This window comes from Synechococcus sp. WH 5701, from assembly GCF_000153045.1.
In the GTDB taxonomy this organism is placed as follows: domain Bacteria; phylum Cyanobacteriota; class Cyanobacteriia; order PCC-6307; family Cyanobiaceae; genus Regnicoccus_A; species Regnicoccus_A antarcticus.
In genome coordinates, this window is sequence record NZ_CH724160.1 from 187,295 (window position 1) to 201,994 (window position 14,700).

The 14,700-nt window shown below is 67.9% G+C and carries 16 protein-coding genes; 10 read left to right on the forward strand and 6 right to left on the reverse strand.

Annotated elements, in window-relative coordinates; all coding sequences use genetic code 11:
- The first annotated feature begins 9 nt into the window (after positions 1 to 9).
- Positions 10 to 300, forward strand: a complete 291-nt coding sequence (locus tag WH5701_RS11065; RefSeq protein ID WP_006172437.1) for a DUF3181 family protein — start codon at positions 10 to 12, stop codon at positions 298 to 300.
- Positions 301 to 395: 95 nt separating this feature from the next.
- A complete protein-coding gene (locus WH5701_RS11070; RefSeq protein WP_006172438.1) occupies positions 396 to 662 on the forward strand; it encodes a hypothetical protein in 267 nt (88 codons plus the stop codon).
- Here WH5701_RS11070 and murJ read toward each other — a convergent pair.
- Complete coding sequence (gene murJ / locus WH5701_RS11075; RefSeq protein WP_037981278.1) at positions 646 to 2,259, reverse strand: murein biosynthesis integral membrane protein MurJ; 1,614 nt, start codon at positions 2,257 to 2,259, stop codon at positions 646 to 648. The two genes, WH5701_RS11070 and murJ, sit on opposite strands and share 17 nt — an antisense overlap.
- Positions 2,260 to 2,382: 123 nt before the next feature.
- Here murJ and sfsA point away from each other — a divergent pair, with 123 nt between their 5' ends.
- From sfsA to WH5701_RS11095, 4 genes are all read left to right on the forward strand, one after another.
- Positions 2,383 to 3,180: a DNA/RNA nuclease SfsA gene (gene sfsA / locus WH5701_RS11080; RefSeq protein WP_006172440.1), complete on the forward strand. Its 798-nt coding sequence runs from the start codon at positions 2,383 to 2,385 to the stop codon at positions 3,178 to 3,180.
- Positions 3,181 to 3,307: 127 nt separating this feature from the next.
- Complete coding sequence (locus WH5701_RS11085) at positions 3,308 to 4,765, forward strand: ammonium transporter (protein WP_006172441.1); 1,458 nt, start codon at positions 3,308 to 3,310, stop codon at positions 4,763 to 4,765.
- A gap of 126 nt (positions 4,766 to 4,891) precedes the next feature.
- Positions 4,892 to 6,088, forward strand: coding sequence for a 4-hydroxy-3-methylbut-2-enyl diphosphate reductase (locus WH5701_RS11090; RefSeq protein ID WP_006172442.1), 1,197 nt, complete (start codon positions 4,892 to 4,894; stop codon positions 6,086 to 6,088).
- A gap of 171 nt (positions 6,089 to 6,259) precedes the next feature.
- Entirely contained in the window at positions 6,260 to 6,931 is a 672-nt protein-coding gene (locus WH5701_RS11095; RefSeq protein WP_050751579.1) for a DUF1997 domain-containing protein, read from the forward strand.
- A 21-nt stretch (positions 6,932 to 6,952) separates the two neighbouring features.
- Here WH5701_RS11095 and WH5701_RS11100 read toward each other — a convergent pair whose 3' ends face one another.
- Entirely contained in the window at positions 6,953 to 7,411 is a 459-nt protein-coding gene (locus WH5701_RS11100) for a DUF4079 domain-containing protein (protein WP_006172444.1), read from the reverse strand.
- Positions 7,412 to 7,502: 91 nt separating this feature from the next.
- On the reverse strand, positions 7,503 to 9,056 hold the full coding sequence (gene purH, locus WH5701_RS11105) for a bifunctional phosphoribosylaminoimidazolecarboxamide formyltransferase/IMP cyclohydrolase (protein ID WP_006172446.1): 1,554 nt from the start codon (positions 9,054 to 9,056) through the stop codon (positions 7,503 to 7,505).
- A gap of 134 nt (positions 9,057 to 9,190) precedes the next feature.
- On the opposite strand from purH, the gene WH5701_RS11110 reads away from it, so the two are divergent.
- Positions 9,191 to 9,796, forward strand: a complete 606-nt coding sequence (locus WH5701_RS11110) for an alpha/beta hydrolase (protein WP_006172447.1) — start codon at positions 9,191 to 9,193, stop codon at positions 9,794 to 9,796.
- A 66-nt stretch (positions 9,797 to 9,862) separates the two neighbouring features.
- On the opposite strand, the gene WH5701_RS11115 is transcribed toward WH5701_RS11110, so the two are convergent.
- On the reverse strand, positions 9,863 to 10,234 hold the full coding sequence (locus WH5701_RS11115) for a DUF3155 domain-containing protein (RefSeq protein ID WP_006172449.1): 372 nt from the start codon (positions 10,232 to 10,234) through the stop codon (positions 9,863 to 9,865).
- Between the two features lie 425 nt (positions 10,235 to 10,659).
- On the opposite strand from WH5701_RS11115, the gene WH5701_RS11120 reads away from it, so the two are divergent.
- Entirely contained in the window at positions 10,660 to 11,754 is a 1,095-nt protein-coding gene (locus WH5701_RS11120; protein WP_006172452.1) for a sensor histidine kinase KdpD, read from the forward strand.
- Here WH5701_RS11120 and WH5701_RS11125 read toward each other — a convergent pair.
- Positions 11,751 to 12,530 carry an adenosylcobinamide-GDP ribazoletransferase gene (locus tag WH5701_RS11125; RefSeq protein ID WP_006172453.1) on the reverse strand — a complete coding sequence of 260 codons (780 nt, stop codon included), beginning with the start codon at positions 12,528 to 12,530 and terminating at the stop codon, positions 11,751 to 11,753. The genes WH5701_RS11120 and WH5701_RS11125 overlap by 4 nt on opposite strands.
- A 53-nt stretch (positions 12,531 to 12,583) precedes the next feature.
- Between WH5701_RS11125 and tgt the strand changes: the two genes are divergently transcribed.
- Both tgt and WH5701_RS11135 read left to right on the forward strand, forming a co-directional pair.
- Positions 12,584 to 13,729 (forward strand): tRNA guanosine(34) transglycosylase Tgt, encoded by a 1,146-nt coding sequence (gene tgt, locus WH5701_RS11130; RefSeq protein ID WP_006172454.1) that lies wholly within the window; start codon positions 12,584 to 12,586, stop codon positions 13,727 to 13,729.
- A 34-nt stretch (positions 13,730 to 13,763) separates the two neighbouring features.
- Positions 13,764 to 13,916, forward strand: coding sequence for a photosystem II reaction center protein K (locus tag WH5701_RS11135; protein WP_006172455.1), 153 nt, complete (start codon positions 13,764 to 13,766; stop codon positions 13,914 to 13,916).
- Between the two features lie 3 nt (positions 13,917 to 13,919).
- Here the strand turns inward: WH5701_RS11135 and WH5701_RS11140 are convergent, their stop codons facing one another.
- Positions 13,920 to 14,651 carry a WecB/TagA/CpsF family glycosyltransferase gene (locus WH5701_RS11140; protein ID WP_006172457.1) on the reverse strand — a complete coding sequence of 244 codons (732 nt, stop codon included), beginning with the start codon at positions 14,649 to 14,651 and terminating at the stop codon, positions 13,920 to 13,922.
- Positions 14,652 to 14,700: the final 49 nt, after the last annotated feature.

Consider the following 14,700-nt stretch of genomic DNA (forward strand, 5'->3'; position numbering starts at 1 on the left):
AACAGTCCAGTGAGCCTGACGGCAACGGAACTCGAGGAGCTGAGCCTGGCCCTGGCGGACCGCCTGTACATCCAGGTGGCCAGCTGGCATCTCTACCTGGGCGATGCCGGTCTGGCGATGACCCTGGCGATCGAATGCGCTGCCCGGCTCGATCAGGGGCCAGGGGTCTGCGCCCGCCAGGCCCTCGAAGCAGTCCAGGTACCGATCGGCGGAGGCTCCAGCCGTCTGCCCCTGGCCCGCCTGCTCCCCCCGGGGCAGTTGCGCGATCTTGAGGACGTGCTTGAGAACGTGGGGCGCTGAGCCCCCCAGGATGTGGCGCCGCGGCTGAAGAAGCACGACAGTGCCGGCGAGGGCGTTGCGCTGCGAATAAGGTTCAAAACCGTTGCAGGCGTTGGATGCTGGTCATCGAGGTCACCAATGCCCGAGAGGTGGTCCGTCAGCGCATCGGCCCCCTGGGCGGCCGCTTGATCGGCAAGGTCGTCGACGCCGAGGCCCAGGTGGAGAAGGCGCTGATCCAGGAACTGGAGAACGCCTTTCGCGATTTCGGTATCGAAGCGCGGATCTTCTCGGTGGATGGCCCCCAGATGCTCGGCCGCAGCCGCATGGAGATCCCGGTGCAGGTGCGCGAGGAACGCCGGGTGACCCTCAGGAACTCCGACTGAAACGCGCGCGCAGCTGCTGCGCCAGATCACTGGCCTCGGGCACCCCCGCCCAGCTGGCGATCAGGCCGTAGAGCGTCAACCCCAGGCCAGCACTCAAGGCGCACTGCCACAGCTGTCCCAGCAGTCCTCCTGGCCAGGCCACGAAGCTGGAGAGCACCCAGGCGGCCAGGCCCCCGGCCACCGCGGCCAGCAGCAGCCACAGGCTGTCCCGCCCCCAGACGCGCAGGGGCAGCCCCCCAAGACGCCGTTGCAGCGCCAGCAGCAATCCCGTGCAAGTGAGCAGGTTCACCGCCACCGTGGCCAGCACCAGGCCAGGGGCGCCGAAGTTGAGCCCGGGCAGCTGCAGCCCCCAGGGAGTGGGCCCGCCCACCAGAACCCAGTCGAAGATCACGTTGAAGCCGATTCCGGCCAGGGAAAAGCGGAAGGGGGTCGTGCCGTCACCGAGGGCATAGAACACCCGCACCAGCACATCGCGGCCCAGGTAGGCCGGCATGCCCACGCCGTAGGCCATCAGCAGGCTGGCCACCAGCAGCGCCGCTCCCCGGTCGAAAGCCCCCCGCTCATAGACCACGGCCACGATCGGATAGGCCAGGGCCACGAACAGGGCCCCCAGTGGCATCATGCTGGCGGTGGAGAGCATCAGGCCCTGACGGATCCGGCCCACCAGGGCCTGGCGATCCTCCGGGGCCGTGAGCCTGGCGAACACCGGCAACAGGGGCACCAGCAGCGCATTGGAGAGCAGACCGAGCGGCGTCTGCACCAGCAGGTTTGAGTAGCCCAGGCCAGCGGCGGCGCCGACGATGCCGGAGGCGAAGAACAGATCCGTGAAGACATTGATCTGCAGCATCCCCGAGGAGAGCGTGGCTGGACCCATCACCTGCAGCACCTCGCGCACGCCCTGGTGCTTCCAGTCCCAGACCAGCTGGAAGCGATGCAGGCCCTGCTTCGCCAGGGCGGGCAGCTGGATCAGCCACTGCAGCACCGCCCCCAGGGTCGTGGTGGCCGCCAGCACGACTCCCCCCAGCACCGCCGTAGCTGGCAGGGCGATCTCGGCTCCGAGCTGGAACCAGAGCAGACCGATGCCGGCGATCATCGCCACACTCGACAGCAGCGGGCTCACCGAGGGCAGCCAGAACACATCAGCCGCATTGAGGGCCCCGAAACCGAGACCGATCAGGCCGGCGAACAGGGCCATCGGCGCCATCCAGCGCAGCTGCAGCACGGCAATGGCGTGGCGCTCCGGGTCAAGCCCCGGCCCCACCAGGGTGATCAGGGGATCGGCGGCCACCAGCAGCAGCAGGGTCACCCCCAGTAGGCCCACGCCCACGAGGGTGTTGATAGCCGCCAGCACATGGGCGCCCTCGTCGCGGGGGCGGCGGGCCAGCACGCTCACCATGGCGCTGTGAAACGGCCCGTTGATGCCCCCCAGCAGGATCAGCAGGAATCCCGGCAGCACATAGGCGTAGTTGTAGGCGTCATAGGCCGCCCCCACCCCGAATGCAGCGGCGATCACCTGCTGGCGCAGCAGACCGGCCACCTTGCTCAGGGCCGTGGCCACCGCCACGATCAAGGCGATGCGCCGCAGGGATTTCACCATCCAGTCAGGCCGTTGGGCCCCATCCACCGGGGGATTCTCCACCCCGCCGCCCGCAGCGAGGCCAATCGGCCGAGCGGCACCATGGGCACCTGAGCCAGCACCCCCTGGCCAGCCCTTGAATCGATGCCGGATCCGAAGCCCTGCCCAAGCCCCACCGGCACGCCGATTCTGCCGCTGCAGAACCTGGTGGAGGGGGTGCTGCTGCGCCGCTACAAGCGCTTCCTGGCGGATGTGGAGCTGGCCGACGGCCAGCTGGTGACCGCCCATTGCCCCAACACCGGCCCCATGACCGGGGTGCTCCTCCCGGGCGGGCGGGTGCGCCTGCGCCACGACCCCAGGCCCGAGCGCAAGCTGGCCTGGACCTGGGAGCAGGCCCTGGTGCCCGGCAGCGACGGTGAGCCCTGCTGGGTGGGGGTGAACACGGCCCTGCCCAACCGGCTGGTGCGGGCCACGATCGAAGCGGGCTGCCTGGAGCCCTGGCTGGGACCGATCGGCTCGATCCGCGCCGAGGTCGCCTACGGGCAGAACCGCCGCAGCCGGATCGACCTGTTGCTGCAGCCCCCCGCCGAGGCCGCCGATCCGCGGCCGATCTACCTGGAGGTCAAGAACACCACCTGGAGCCGGGGGGAGCTGGCCCTTTTTCCAGACACAGTCACAGAGAGGGGACAGAAACACCTGCAGGAGCTGATGGCCGTTGGACCCGAGGCCCGCGGGCTGCTCGTTCCCTGCCTGAGCCGCGGCGACGTGACGGCCTTCGCCCCGGGGGATTCGGCCGATCCCCGCTACGGGGACCTGTTCCGGGAGGCCTTGGCGGCGGGCGTTGAGGTGCTGCCCCTGCGCTACCGCTTCAGCGCCGAGGCCGTGAGCTGGCTCGGTGTGGCCGAGCTGATCCCCCGGGAACCCCAGACCCTCCCTGCGTGAACGGATCAGAGGTTTTGTAGCGGATGCCACCAGCAATTGGTGCCGCAGCGTGCACTTTTGCCATGTAGGAACGCCCTCGGGCGTGATTCATCCTCTCTCCGCAAAATCCTGTGCGACGTTGCGCTCCATGACAGTTGCTCCTCACGCCCCTGGGCGACGCCGGCCTCGGCGTCTTCAGGAGGCAAGTCTGCTCGAGGCTCCCGAACTGCTGCTGCGCAGCATCCGTGGGTTCTCCAATTCCCGCACGCTCACCTGGCTGGCCTGTGTACCCCTGGCCCTCTTCGGCCTCGGGGTGTTCAACCTCTCCGCCCACGCCGCTGAGCTGCCGGAGCTCACGCCGGCTTTCCTGATCAATAACGTCTGGCTGTTGATCGCCGCCATCCTGGTGATCTTCATGAACGCCGGCTTCGCCATGGTCGAAGCGGGTCTCTGCCGCCAGAAAAACGCCACCAACATCCTCACCAAGAACCTGATCGTCTTCGCCCTCGCGGCGAGCGCCTACTGGCTGATCGGCTTCTCACTGATGTATGGGGAGCCGGTCATCCCTGGCTGGCTCTTTTACGGCAAGGGCGGGCCACTGGGTCTCTTCTTTGATCCCACCGTCACAGCGGAGATGGTCAAGGACGCTTCTTTGGTGCCCTCCGTCGATTTCCTCTTCCAGGTGGCCTTCGCCGGCACGTCCGCCACGATCGTTTCCGGTCTGGTGGCCGAGCGCATCAAGTTCAGCGAGTTCGTGCTCTTCTCGCTGGTGCTTGTGGCCTTCATCTATCCCATTGCCGGCAGCTGGCAGTGGAATGGAGGCTGGCTGAACCAGCTGGGCTTCATCGACTTCGCCGGCTCCACCGTGGTCCACTCGGTGGGGGCCTGGGCCGGCTTGGTCGGAGCCATGCTGCTCGGACCCAGGATCGGCAAATTCGCCGACGGCAAGACCCAGGCCATCCCCGGCCACAACCTGGCCATCGCGACCCTGGGCTGCCTGATCCTCTGGATCGGCTGGTATGGATTCAACCCTGGCTCCCAGCTGGCCATGGACGCGGCCGTTCCCTACATCGCCGTGACGACCACCCTGGGAGCTGCCGGTGGCGGCATCGCCGGCACGCTGGTGTCCCAGCTCACTTCCGGCAAGCCTGACCTCACCATGTCGATCAACGGCATCCTGGCTGGTCTGGTCGGCGTCACCGCCGGTTGCGACGGCTTCTCGATGCCTGCAGCCTGGGTGGTCGGCTTCATCGCCGGTACCCTCGTCGTCTTCTCGGTCGGCTTCATCGACAGCCTCGGCATTGATGATCCGGTGGGTGCCTGGTCCGTCCACGGCACCTGCGGCATCTGGGGCACCCTCGCCGTTGGTCTCTTCAACACGGACAAGGGTCTGCTGACCGGCCATGGCTTCGGCCAGTTCGGCCTTCAGATCCTCGGGGTGATTTCCTACGGGCTCTTTGCCCTGATCTGTTCCTGGATCGCCTGGTCGGTCATCGGAGGCATCTCCGGAGGCATCCGCGTGAGCGAGCAGGAAGAGATCAAAGGCCTCGACATCTCCGAGCACGGGATGGAGGCCTATCCCGACTTCGCCTCCACGGCGAACTGAGCCCCCAGCTCTTCCGATTCCGCCCCCTGGGTCGGTTCTGGCCCCGGTTTCGACCGGGGCTTTTTTTTCGCCCGTCGGTGGGCAGCAGCCCATAGAGTCGGCCCCTGCCTGCCCTGCGGCAACGCCATGGACACCCGCGCCTTCAAACGCTCGCTGCATCACTCCGAGCGCTACAACCGCCGCGGCTTCGGCCTGGGCGAGCAAGTGGCGGTCAACCTTGAGCAGGCTTATCAGAGCGAGCTGATCGCCACGATCCGGGAGAACGGCTATGAACTGCGCCAAGGCCGGCTGACCGTGCGCCTTGCCGAGGCCTTCGGCTTCTGCTGGGGGGTGGAGCGTGCCGTGGCCATGGCTTACGAAACCCGGCGGCACTACCCCAGCGAGAGGATCTGGATCACCAACGAAATCATCCACAACCCCTCGGTGAACGCCCATCTGCGCGACATGAACGTGCTGTTCATCCGCGTTGAGGAAGGGGTCAAGGATTTCTCCGAGGTGGGCGTCGGTGATGTGGTGATCCTGCCGGCCTTCGGTGCCACCGTTCAGGAAATGCAACTGCTGAACGAGCGCGGCTGCCACATCGTCGACACCACCTGCCCCTGGGTCTCGAAGGTGTGGAACACCGTGGAGAAGCACAAGAAACACGCCTTCAGCTCGATCATCCACGGCAAGGTGAAGCACGAGGAAACCCTCGCCACCAGCTCCTTCGCCGGCACCTACCTGGTGGTGCTGGATCTGGCCGAGGCTCAGATGGTCTGCGACTACATCCTCGGGAAGGGCGACCGTGAGGCCTTCATCAGTCACTTCGCCAAGGCCTCCTCTCCCGGCTTCGACCCCGACCGGGACCTGGCGCGCGTCGGTGTGGCCAACCAGACGACGATGCTCAAGAGCGAAACCGAGGAGATCGGCCGCATGTTCGAGCGCACCATGCTGCAACGCTATGGCCCGGCTGAGCTCAACGACCACTTCCTGGCCTTCAACACCATCTGCGACGCCACCCAGGAGCGCCAGGACGCCATGTTCTCCCTGGTGGATGAACCACTTGATCTGATGGTGGTCATCGGCGGCTACAACTCTTCGAACACCACGCACCTGCAGGAGATCGCCATCAGCCGCGGCATCCGCTCCTTTCACATCGACACCCCCGAGCGGATCGGGCCGGGCAACCGCATCGAGCACATGCCCCTGGGGGGCGATCTGGAGGTGCTTGCACCCTTCCTGCCTGAGGGGCCCCTGCGGGTGGGCATCACGTCCGGCGCCTCGACACCCGACCGGGTGGTGGAGGACGTGATCCGCCACCTGATGGAGCTCTGCGGCGACTGAGGGAGAGTGTCTTCAGCCCTCAGCTCCGTTGCTGTCACAAGTGCAGCGGTCTCCACTGCAGGCTGCAGTTACATTGGTTCATCGTCTCCCGCCATCACGGGGTACTCGCTCGGACCTCGAGGAGATCCAACAGTTTTGAGCACCGCCCTGTCCCGCGACACCTCGACGACCGTGGCCCTTGCCCAGGATCCGGAGTCTGCCCAGTGCCCGCCAGTCGAGGCCGTGCCACTGCGCCACAGCGACGACCTTCGGGTTAATCGTTACAGCAGCCGATTCGCCGATGTGATGGAGATGCGGGCGCCATCCCACACCGTGGCCGACTACCTCGACCATCACGACGGCTGGTTCCGGCGTTGCGCGGCGCCGATGACCGTGCAATCGCTCGGGCCCAACGGCTATGCCCTGACCCTGGGGCGCTTCGGCAATTTCGGCTTTGAGGTGGAGCCCACCATCGGACTGGAGCTGCTGCCCCAGAGCGAAGGCGTCTATCGCATCGTCACGGCGGCCTTGAGCTCCCCCGACGCCAGCCTGCAGGAGATCTACGACGTCGAATTCAACGCCGCCCTGCAGCTGGAGGAGGGCTCAGGAGCCGAGCCTGATCCCGCCAGTGAGACCGCAGACGGCGCCCTCACCCAGGTGCGCTGGGAGCTCGACCTGTGCGTGTGGATCCGGTTGCCTGCGGTGATCGGCCTGCTTCCCGACAAGCTGGTGCAATCAAGTGGCGATCACCTGCTGCGGCAGATCGTGAGGCAGATCTCGCGCAAGCTCACCTGGAAGGTCCAGGAAGACTTCCACGCCACCCACGAGCTGCCCTGCCCGCCCCGCCGGCGGGCCCCCTTCTGATCACGCACTTCAAGAAAGGCCTCAGCGGTCGGTCCAGATCTTGTTGACGATCTGCATGCCGGTGACTGCCTGCCAGAGGAAGAGGCTCATCAGGGTCATGTTCAGGCCGACATGGGCCTTACGGGCGATCAGATTGCCCTTGAGCATCAGCGGCGAGAGGGAGGCCGCCACGGCGATCAGGCTAACCATGGCGATGCCCACCAGCAGGTGCGGACCCACGAACAGCTTGCCGTTGTTGATGTAGGTGACGGCCATGCCGCCGAAGCTGCCGAGCACCATCACAGCCAGCACGATCGAGCCGATCTGGAAGTGGCGCTGAGCGAACTTGCCCTTGATCAGCTCCTTGCGCTGCTCCGCATCGGCGGTGCGGGTCTTCTTGGCCTTGATACCCAGGACCAGGGCATAACCGGAAAGGGCCAGCAACACCCACATCAGCAGCGGGTGGAGGAAATTGAGGTTGAAGGCGAGGGCGTCGGGCATGGTCACGGGGTGAGGCCGTTGGCAGCGAAACTACTGCTCTACCCCCTCCCCGCGCCGTTCAGCGCCCGCGGCGCGCCCGTGGAGAGCCCACTCAGTGCAGGAAGTGGCGCCGGCCGGTGCAGACCATTGCCAGATCGAGTTCATCGCAGGCCTGGATCGACTCCCCGTCGCGCACGCTGCCGCCTGGCTGAATCACCGCGGTGATCCCATGCTTCGCTGCCAGCCGCACGGTGTCCGCGAAGGGGAAGAAGCCATCACTGGCGAGCACAGCCCCCTGGCTGCCCGCTCCGGCCGCCTCCAGGGCGAGCCGGGCGGAGCCCACCCGGTTCATCTGACCGGCACCGATCCCCAGGCTGACCCCGCCGCTGGCCACCACGATCGCGTTGGAGCGCACATGGCGCACCAGGCGCCAGGCAAAACGCAGGTCGTCGAGCTCGGCGGGGCTGGGCGGCCGCTGACTGACGACCTGCCAATCGTCTTCGCTGGCGGGCTGATCATCGAGGTCCTGGGCCAGGAGGCCGCCGAGCACAGTGCGCAGTTGCCGCCGCGGCGCCCGCGCCACCGCCGCTGCGGGCAGCTCCAGCAGGCGCAGATTGGCCTTGGCCCCCAGGCGTGCGAGGGCCTCCTCGCTGTACCCAGGCGCCACGACGCATTCCAGGAACAGGCTGGTGAGCCGCTCGGCGCTGGTCCCATCCACCACCGCGTTGAGGGCCACGATGCCGCCAAAGGCCGAAACCGAATCCGCCTCCAGGGCCCGCTGCAGGGCCTCGGCGGCGCTGCTGCCCACGGCCACCCCACAGGGGTTGGTGTGCTTGACCACGACAGCCGCCGGCTGGACCTCGCCGCCGTAGCCGAACTCCCTCACGGTGGCCAGGGCAGCATCGAGGTCGAGCAGGTTGTTGAAGCTGAGTTCCTTGCCCTGCAGCTGCCGGGCCCCGCCCCAGCCAGCCCGGGGCTCGCTGTACCAGCTGGCCTGCTGATGGGGGTTCTCGCCGTAGCGCAGGGTCTGACGCAAGGGCAACTCCAGCCGCAGGGGAAGATCCTGCTGAGCGGCCGCGGGCTCCAACTTCTCCGCCAACCAGGCGCTGATGGCGCTGTCGTAGCTGGCCGTGTGGCGGAACGCCTCCAGGGCGAGCTGGCGGCGCAGGGCAGCATCGACCCGATCGTCGGCCAGGGCCGAGAGGAAGTCGGCGTACTGGCCGGGGTCGGTGAGCACCGCCACATCGGCATGGTTCTTGGCGGCGGCACGCACCATGGCCGGACCACCGATGTCGATCGTTTCTACCGCCTTCTCCCAGGACACGGCCGGGTCAGCCACCGTTTCGCGGAAGGGGTAGAGGTTCACCACCACCACATCGATGGGGGTGATCGCCTGGGCCTCAAGATCAGCTCGGTGGGCCGGATCCTCCCGGCGGGCAAGGATGCCGCCGTGGATGCGCGGATGCAGGGTCTTGACCCGGCCACCGAGGATCTCCGGAGCACCGGTGTGATCGGCCACGCGGGTCACCGGCAGGCCGGCAGCGGCCAGGGTGGCCGCGGTGCCGCCACTGGAGAGCAGGCTGTAGCCATGGCGATGGTGCAGGGCCGTGGCGAGTTCCACCACGCCCTGCTTGTCCGACACACTCAGCAGCGCGGTGGGGGCCATGGACGGTCGAGAAGGCGTGCTGGCCACAACTTACGCAGCAGCTGCACCCCAACGGCCCCAACCGCGCAGCACCATGGCCCCAGCTCCGGCCCTGCCGCCGGCAACGCCACCCGAGTGCGCCAGGACCCAGTGCCATGACCGATGACCTTCTGATCCGCGGACCCGCCGCCGCCGAGCAGCGGCTGGTGCTGCTGCATGGCTGGGGCGCCGATGCCGACGACCTGCTTGATCTGGGCGAGGAGCTCGCCGGCCGCGCCACGGGGGTGATCAGCCTGCGCGCGCCTGAAGCCCACCCCCACGGAGTCGGGCGCCAGTGGTACGACCTGCAGCAGCCGGAGTGGCCTGGCCTGGCGGGAGCACGGCAACAGCTGCGCCAGCGGCTGGAGGCCTTGGCGGACAGCCTGCCCCTTGAGAGGACGATTGTTCTCGGCTTCTCCCAGGGAGCGGCCATGGCCCTGGATGTGGCCGGGGATCTGCCGGTGGCCGGCGTGATCGCCTGCAGCGGCTATCCCCATCCAGGCTGGAGGCCGCAATCCCCCCTGCCGCCGGTCCTGCTCACCCACGGCCGAGCGGATCCTGTGGTGCCCTACGGGGCCAGCGAAGAGCTGCAGCGGCTCTGGCGGAGCGCCGGCGGGGAGAGTGAGCTGCTGGGTTTCCCGGGGGGGCATACCATCGACCCGGCCCTGTTCCCTTCTCTGCGTTCGTTCCTCCAGCAGCACTGGCCCCGGCCACCGGCATGAACAAACCCCCACGGATCAATGGATCCACGGGGGTTGATCGGGTCAGGCGTTCACCGGAGGGAGACCTCAGACGAAGGCGTATTCGTACTCTTCCATCTCTTCCCAGTCGTCGGAGCCAGTGGACTCGAGGCCGGCGAATAGGGTGTCTTCACCGACCTGATCGACGATCAGGCGCAGGGAGGGAAAGAGGAAGTGGTTCTCCTCGGCGTACTGGGCGCTGAACAGACCCTTTTCACCCCAGAAGAAACGATCGGTGGTGTGCTCATTGCGGCGAACGTTGAGCAGTGCGGGCGCCTCAAGGCCGGTTTCGGCGATGTAGCGGCGGGCCGCGATGACCGGCTTGTGCTCTCCGGTCTCGAGGTTATGGGTGGGCACGTGGGCGAGCACGCGCTGACCGGCGAGACGACGGCGACTGATCCGCTTGCGCTTCTTGGACATGAAACAACTCCCGAGGGGGAGATGGAGAGGGATGGGAAGGATGGGGCGGTCTCGCAAGGCGAGACAAACCGGATGAGCGCTCCCTGGGGAAGCGCAGGCACGTCCAGACATCTGGCTACCGGGAGCGGAATTCCTGGTGCGGCTGCTGGCAGCTGCTAAAGGAAACCCCAGACAGGAAGCAACCCGGAGGCATCCCAGGGGATGCCTCCGAACAGTGGAGGGACGGGTCTCTCTCTGCTGTAGCCTCGTTTGCAGGAAAGTGCAACCGATGCGTTCGCCCCTGCACCTGGAGGTCCGCTCGCGGACCGCGAAGTAATGGTCGATACGTAAATCTTAAGGCCAAATCCGAGATTTCAATCACGGGTTCCGGAATTTTTTTTGCAGGCTCCCCAGGCCAGGCCACGATGCAGGTGTCGCCGCGTTTTTTGACCCTGCTCCAGCTGCAGCTTGAGCAGTTCTCCGACCGCAGTGACCTCCGCTCTTTGGTGGTCTATCTGGCCACCCCCCGTGAGGACGGCAAGCTGGCGCTGATGCCGGCGGGCCACTGGCCAGCGCAGCGCATGGCCCTTCCCGCCGTCGATGAAGACCAGAGCCTGCTGCTGCCCAGTGAGCAGCGCCGCTGGCTGCCCCTGCGCCACCAGAGCACCCTGCTGGGCGCCCTGCGGGTGGAGTTGGCCGGCAGCGCCTGGCCGGCCAACCTCCATCCACGGCTGCAGGCGGCAGCTCAGTCACTCACTGAGGCCCTGCTGCTGGATCTGGAGCACCAGCGCCTGGCTGAGCAGCTGGAGCGGCAGCAGCAGCAGTTGCGCCTGCTGGTGCACCAGATGCGCAATCCCCTGGCCGCCCTGCGCACCTTTGCTCAGCTGCTCAAGCGACGCCTCGAGGGTGATCCAGAGAATCGGGCGCTGGTGGAGAACCTGCTGGTGGAAGGGCAGCAGCTCCACCGCTACATCGAAGCGATCGACGGACTCGCGGATCCAGCGGCGATCCAGCCGGGTCCGCAGAGCGCAGGCCCCCTTCTGCTGCCCCCTTCCCTGAGGACAGGCGAGGCCTCACCCTTGCGGGAGCGGGTGCAGCCGCTGCTGCAGCGGGCCGCCGCCACCGCCGCCCTGCAGGGCCGTGCCTGGCAGGGCCCCGGCTCTCTGCCGGACTGGCGCGGCGACAGCGCCGCCGTGGCCGAAATTCTCGCCAACCTGCTCGAGAACGCCTTCCGCTACAGCCCCGAAGGAAGCAGCGTTGGCCTGCACAGCGCCCTGGCCTCTGGCGGGCGCCCCAGGCTCACGGTCTGGGATGGCGGTGTGGCGATCGCCGATCAGGAACGCGAGGCGATCTTCGGACGGGGGATCCGAGGGGAGCGGGGCCAGGACCTGCCTGGCACGGGGCTGGGGCTGGCCCTGGCCAGGGATCTGGCCCGCAACCTGGGCGGCGAACTCAGCCTGCTCTGCCCCCCCAGCCTCGCCGCCAGCGAACTCCCCAGATCTGGCAACGCCTTCCTGCTGGAGCTGCCGCCCAGCGCCTAGCCGGCCCCAGCCACGAGAGCGGCCAGGGCAAGCAGCAGCAGGGTCAGGCTCTCCACCCATTCCACGCAGGCGCCGTAGCTGTCACCGCTGTGCCCCCCCAGACGGCGGCCGAGCCCCAGCGGCAGCAGCCACGCCGGCAGCAGGCCCAGCCAGCCCTGCCAGGGCCAACCCATCGACGCCCCCACCAGGGTGAGCGGCACCAGGACCAGAAGCGCGGGTCTGAGCTCCCGACCGAGGCCGAGCCAGTGGCGCTGATGAAATGCGGCCGTGCCGGCGGGGCGCAGGTAGGGGAAGTGCTGCATCGCCAGCAACGGGGCGATGCGGCCCCACACTGCGGCCCAGACCAGGGCGAGCGCCACCAGGGGGCCGAAGTTCAGCTCCGCCAGGGTGAGAAGCGCGGCCGCCCGCAGCATCAGCACCTGGACCAGAGCGAGCACCCCGCTGGCCCCGACCCGGCTGTCGTCCATCGCCTCCAGGGCACGCTCGCCGGCGGCCAGACCATCGGCCGTGTCCATCGCCCCATCGGCATGGATGCCGCCCGTCAGCCAGAGACCAAGGGCCAGCACCAGGGCCACCCGGGCCCCTGCAGGCAGCCAGGGTTCCGCCAGGCACCAGAGCAGGCCCTGCAGCAGGCCCAGCAGCAGGCCGATCCAGGGGGCGAAGCGGGCAATCCGCTCGAAGCGGGGCTGCAGCCGCGGCCAGGCGGGCAGCACCGTGTAGAAGATCCAGGCCCCGGCGAGGTCGCGCAGCCAGGGGGGGGCTTCCAGCGGCCTCATCGGCCGCCCCCGGGCGCACCATCTAGGTTCAATCCCGAACCGTTCCAATCGCCGTGACCCGCTCCGCCGCAGCGGCCGATCCCTTCCGGTTCGAGACCACGGCCCACTGCCCGAGGACCCAGGCCCGCTGCGGCGTTTTTCACACGCCCCACGGCAGTGTCGAGACTCCCCGCTTCATGCCGGTGGGCACCCTGGGCACCGTGAAAGGGGTGACCCCGGCCCAGCTGGCGGCCACCGGCGCCCAGATGGTGCTCGCCAACACGTATCACCTGCACCTCCAGCCCGGGGAAGCCATCGTGGCGGAAGCCGGCGGGCTGCACCGCTTCATGGGCTGGGATGGTCCCCTGCTCACCGATTCGGGTGGGTTCCAGGTGTTCAGTCTTGGCGCCATCAATGTCATCAACGACGAAGGGGTGGTGTTCCGCTCGCCCCGCGACGGCTCCCGCATCAGCCTCACACCGGAGCGTTCGATGCAGATCCAGATGGCGCTCGGGGCCGATGTGGCCATGGCCTTCGATCAGTGTCCTCCCTACCCCGCCAGCGAAAACGACGTGGCCGAGGCCTGCCGCCGCACCCACGCCTGGCTGGAGCGCTGCGTGGCCACCCATGACCGCAGCGACCAGGCGCTGTTCGGCATCGTTCAAGGGGGGACCTTCCCCCATCTGCGCGAGCAGGCGGCACGGACGGTGAGCGCCATGGGCCTGCCCGGCATCGCCATCGGCGGTGTGAGCGTGGGGGAGCCGGTGGAGTCGATGCACCGGATCGTGCGCCAGGTGGCGCCGCTGCTGCCCCGGGATCGCCCCCGCTACCTGATGGGGGTGGGCAGCCTGCGGGAGATGGCGATCGCGGTGGCCCAGGGCATCGACCTCTTCGACTGCGTGCTGCCCACCCGCCTTGGCCGCCACGGCACCGCCCTGGTGGGGGGCGAGCGCTGGAACCTGCGCAACGCCCGCTTCCGCCACGACCACACCCCGCTTGATTCCAGCTGCGTTTGCCCGGCCTGCACAGGTCACAGCCGGGCCTACCTGCATCACCTGTTCCGCAGCGGCGAACTGCTGGGCCGGATCCTGCTCAGCCTGCACAACCTCACCCAGCTGATTCGCTTCAGCACAGCCATGGCCACGGCCATCCGCGAGGGCTGCTTTGCAGAGGATTTCACTCCCTGGGAGCCCGGCTCTGGGGCCGCTCACACGTGGTAGCGTCCAGCCCATATCACGATTTTGCCGTTCAGGGATGGTTTTCTCCACACTGATCACCGCCACCACCCTGGCCCAGCTTCCCGAGGCCTACCAGGCCTTCGGTCCCTTGGTCGACATCCTGCCGATCATCCCCCTGTTCTTCCTGCTGCTGGCCTTCGTCTGGCAAGCCTCCGTCGGCTTCCGCTGAGCCTCACCCACCCCGCAGCACCGCCCAGGCAAAAGCCGGAAGGGCCAACATCCGCCGCCAACGGCTCGGTTCCTGGATCAACCGGTACAACCATTCGATCTGCAGGGCCCCCATCCAGGTGGGGGCCCTTTTTTTGGCTCCAGCCCAGACATCGAAGCTGCCGCCCACCCCCATCCAGAGGCCGCCCTGGCCCTGATGCAGCCGCTGGATCCAGGTCTCCTGGCGGGGGACCCCCAGCGCGGCCAGCACCAGATCCGGCTGGCTGGCTTGCAACGTAGCTTCCAGACCCGGCCAGGCCGCCTCGGGCTGATAGCCATGCACCGCGGCGATCAGATCGAGGCCCGGCAGCCGCAGCAGCAGACGTTCCCGCAGGCGCTCCATCACCGATGGGGACGCCCCCACCAGGGCCACCCGCCACCCCCGCTCAGCAGCCTCCCTCAGCAGCCGATCAGCCAGCTCGATGCCCGGGCTGCGCCTCACCCGATGCCCCTGCCGACCCAGGGCCCAGACCACTCCAGCCCCATCCGGGATCACCAGCTCGGCGGCGCGAATCACATCTCCCAGGGAGGGATCCTCGAGCGCCGCCATCGTCATCTCGGCATTGAGGGTGACGATCTGACCACCGCCGCGGCCATGCAGCGCCAGTGCAGCGTCCGCCACATCCGCACAGACATCGACCGGCAGCCCCAGCACCTTCGAGCGCAGGCAGCCGGGAACCTGAGTTTCCGTCACCATCACGGCCAGGTCCCTTCGTACCGCAGGGGAGAATCTAGGGAGAGTAACC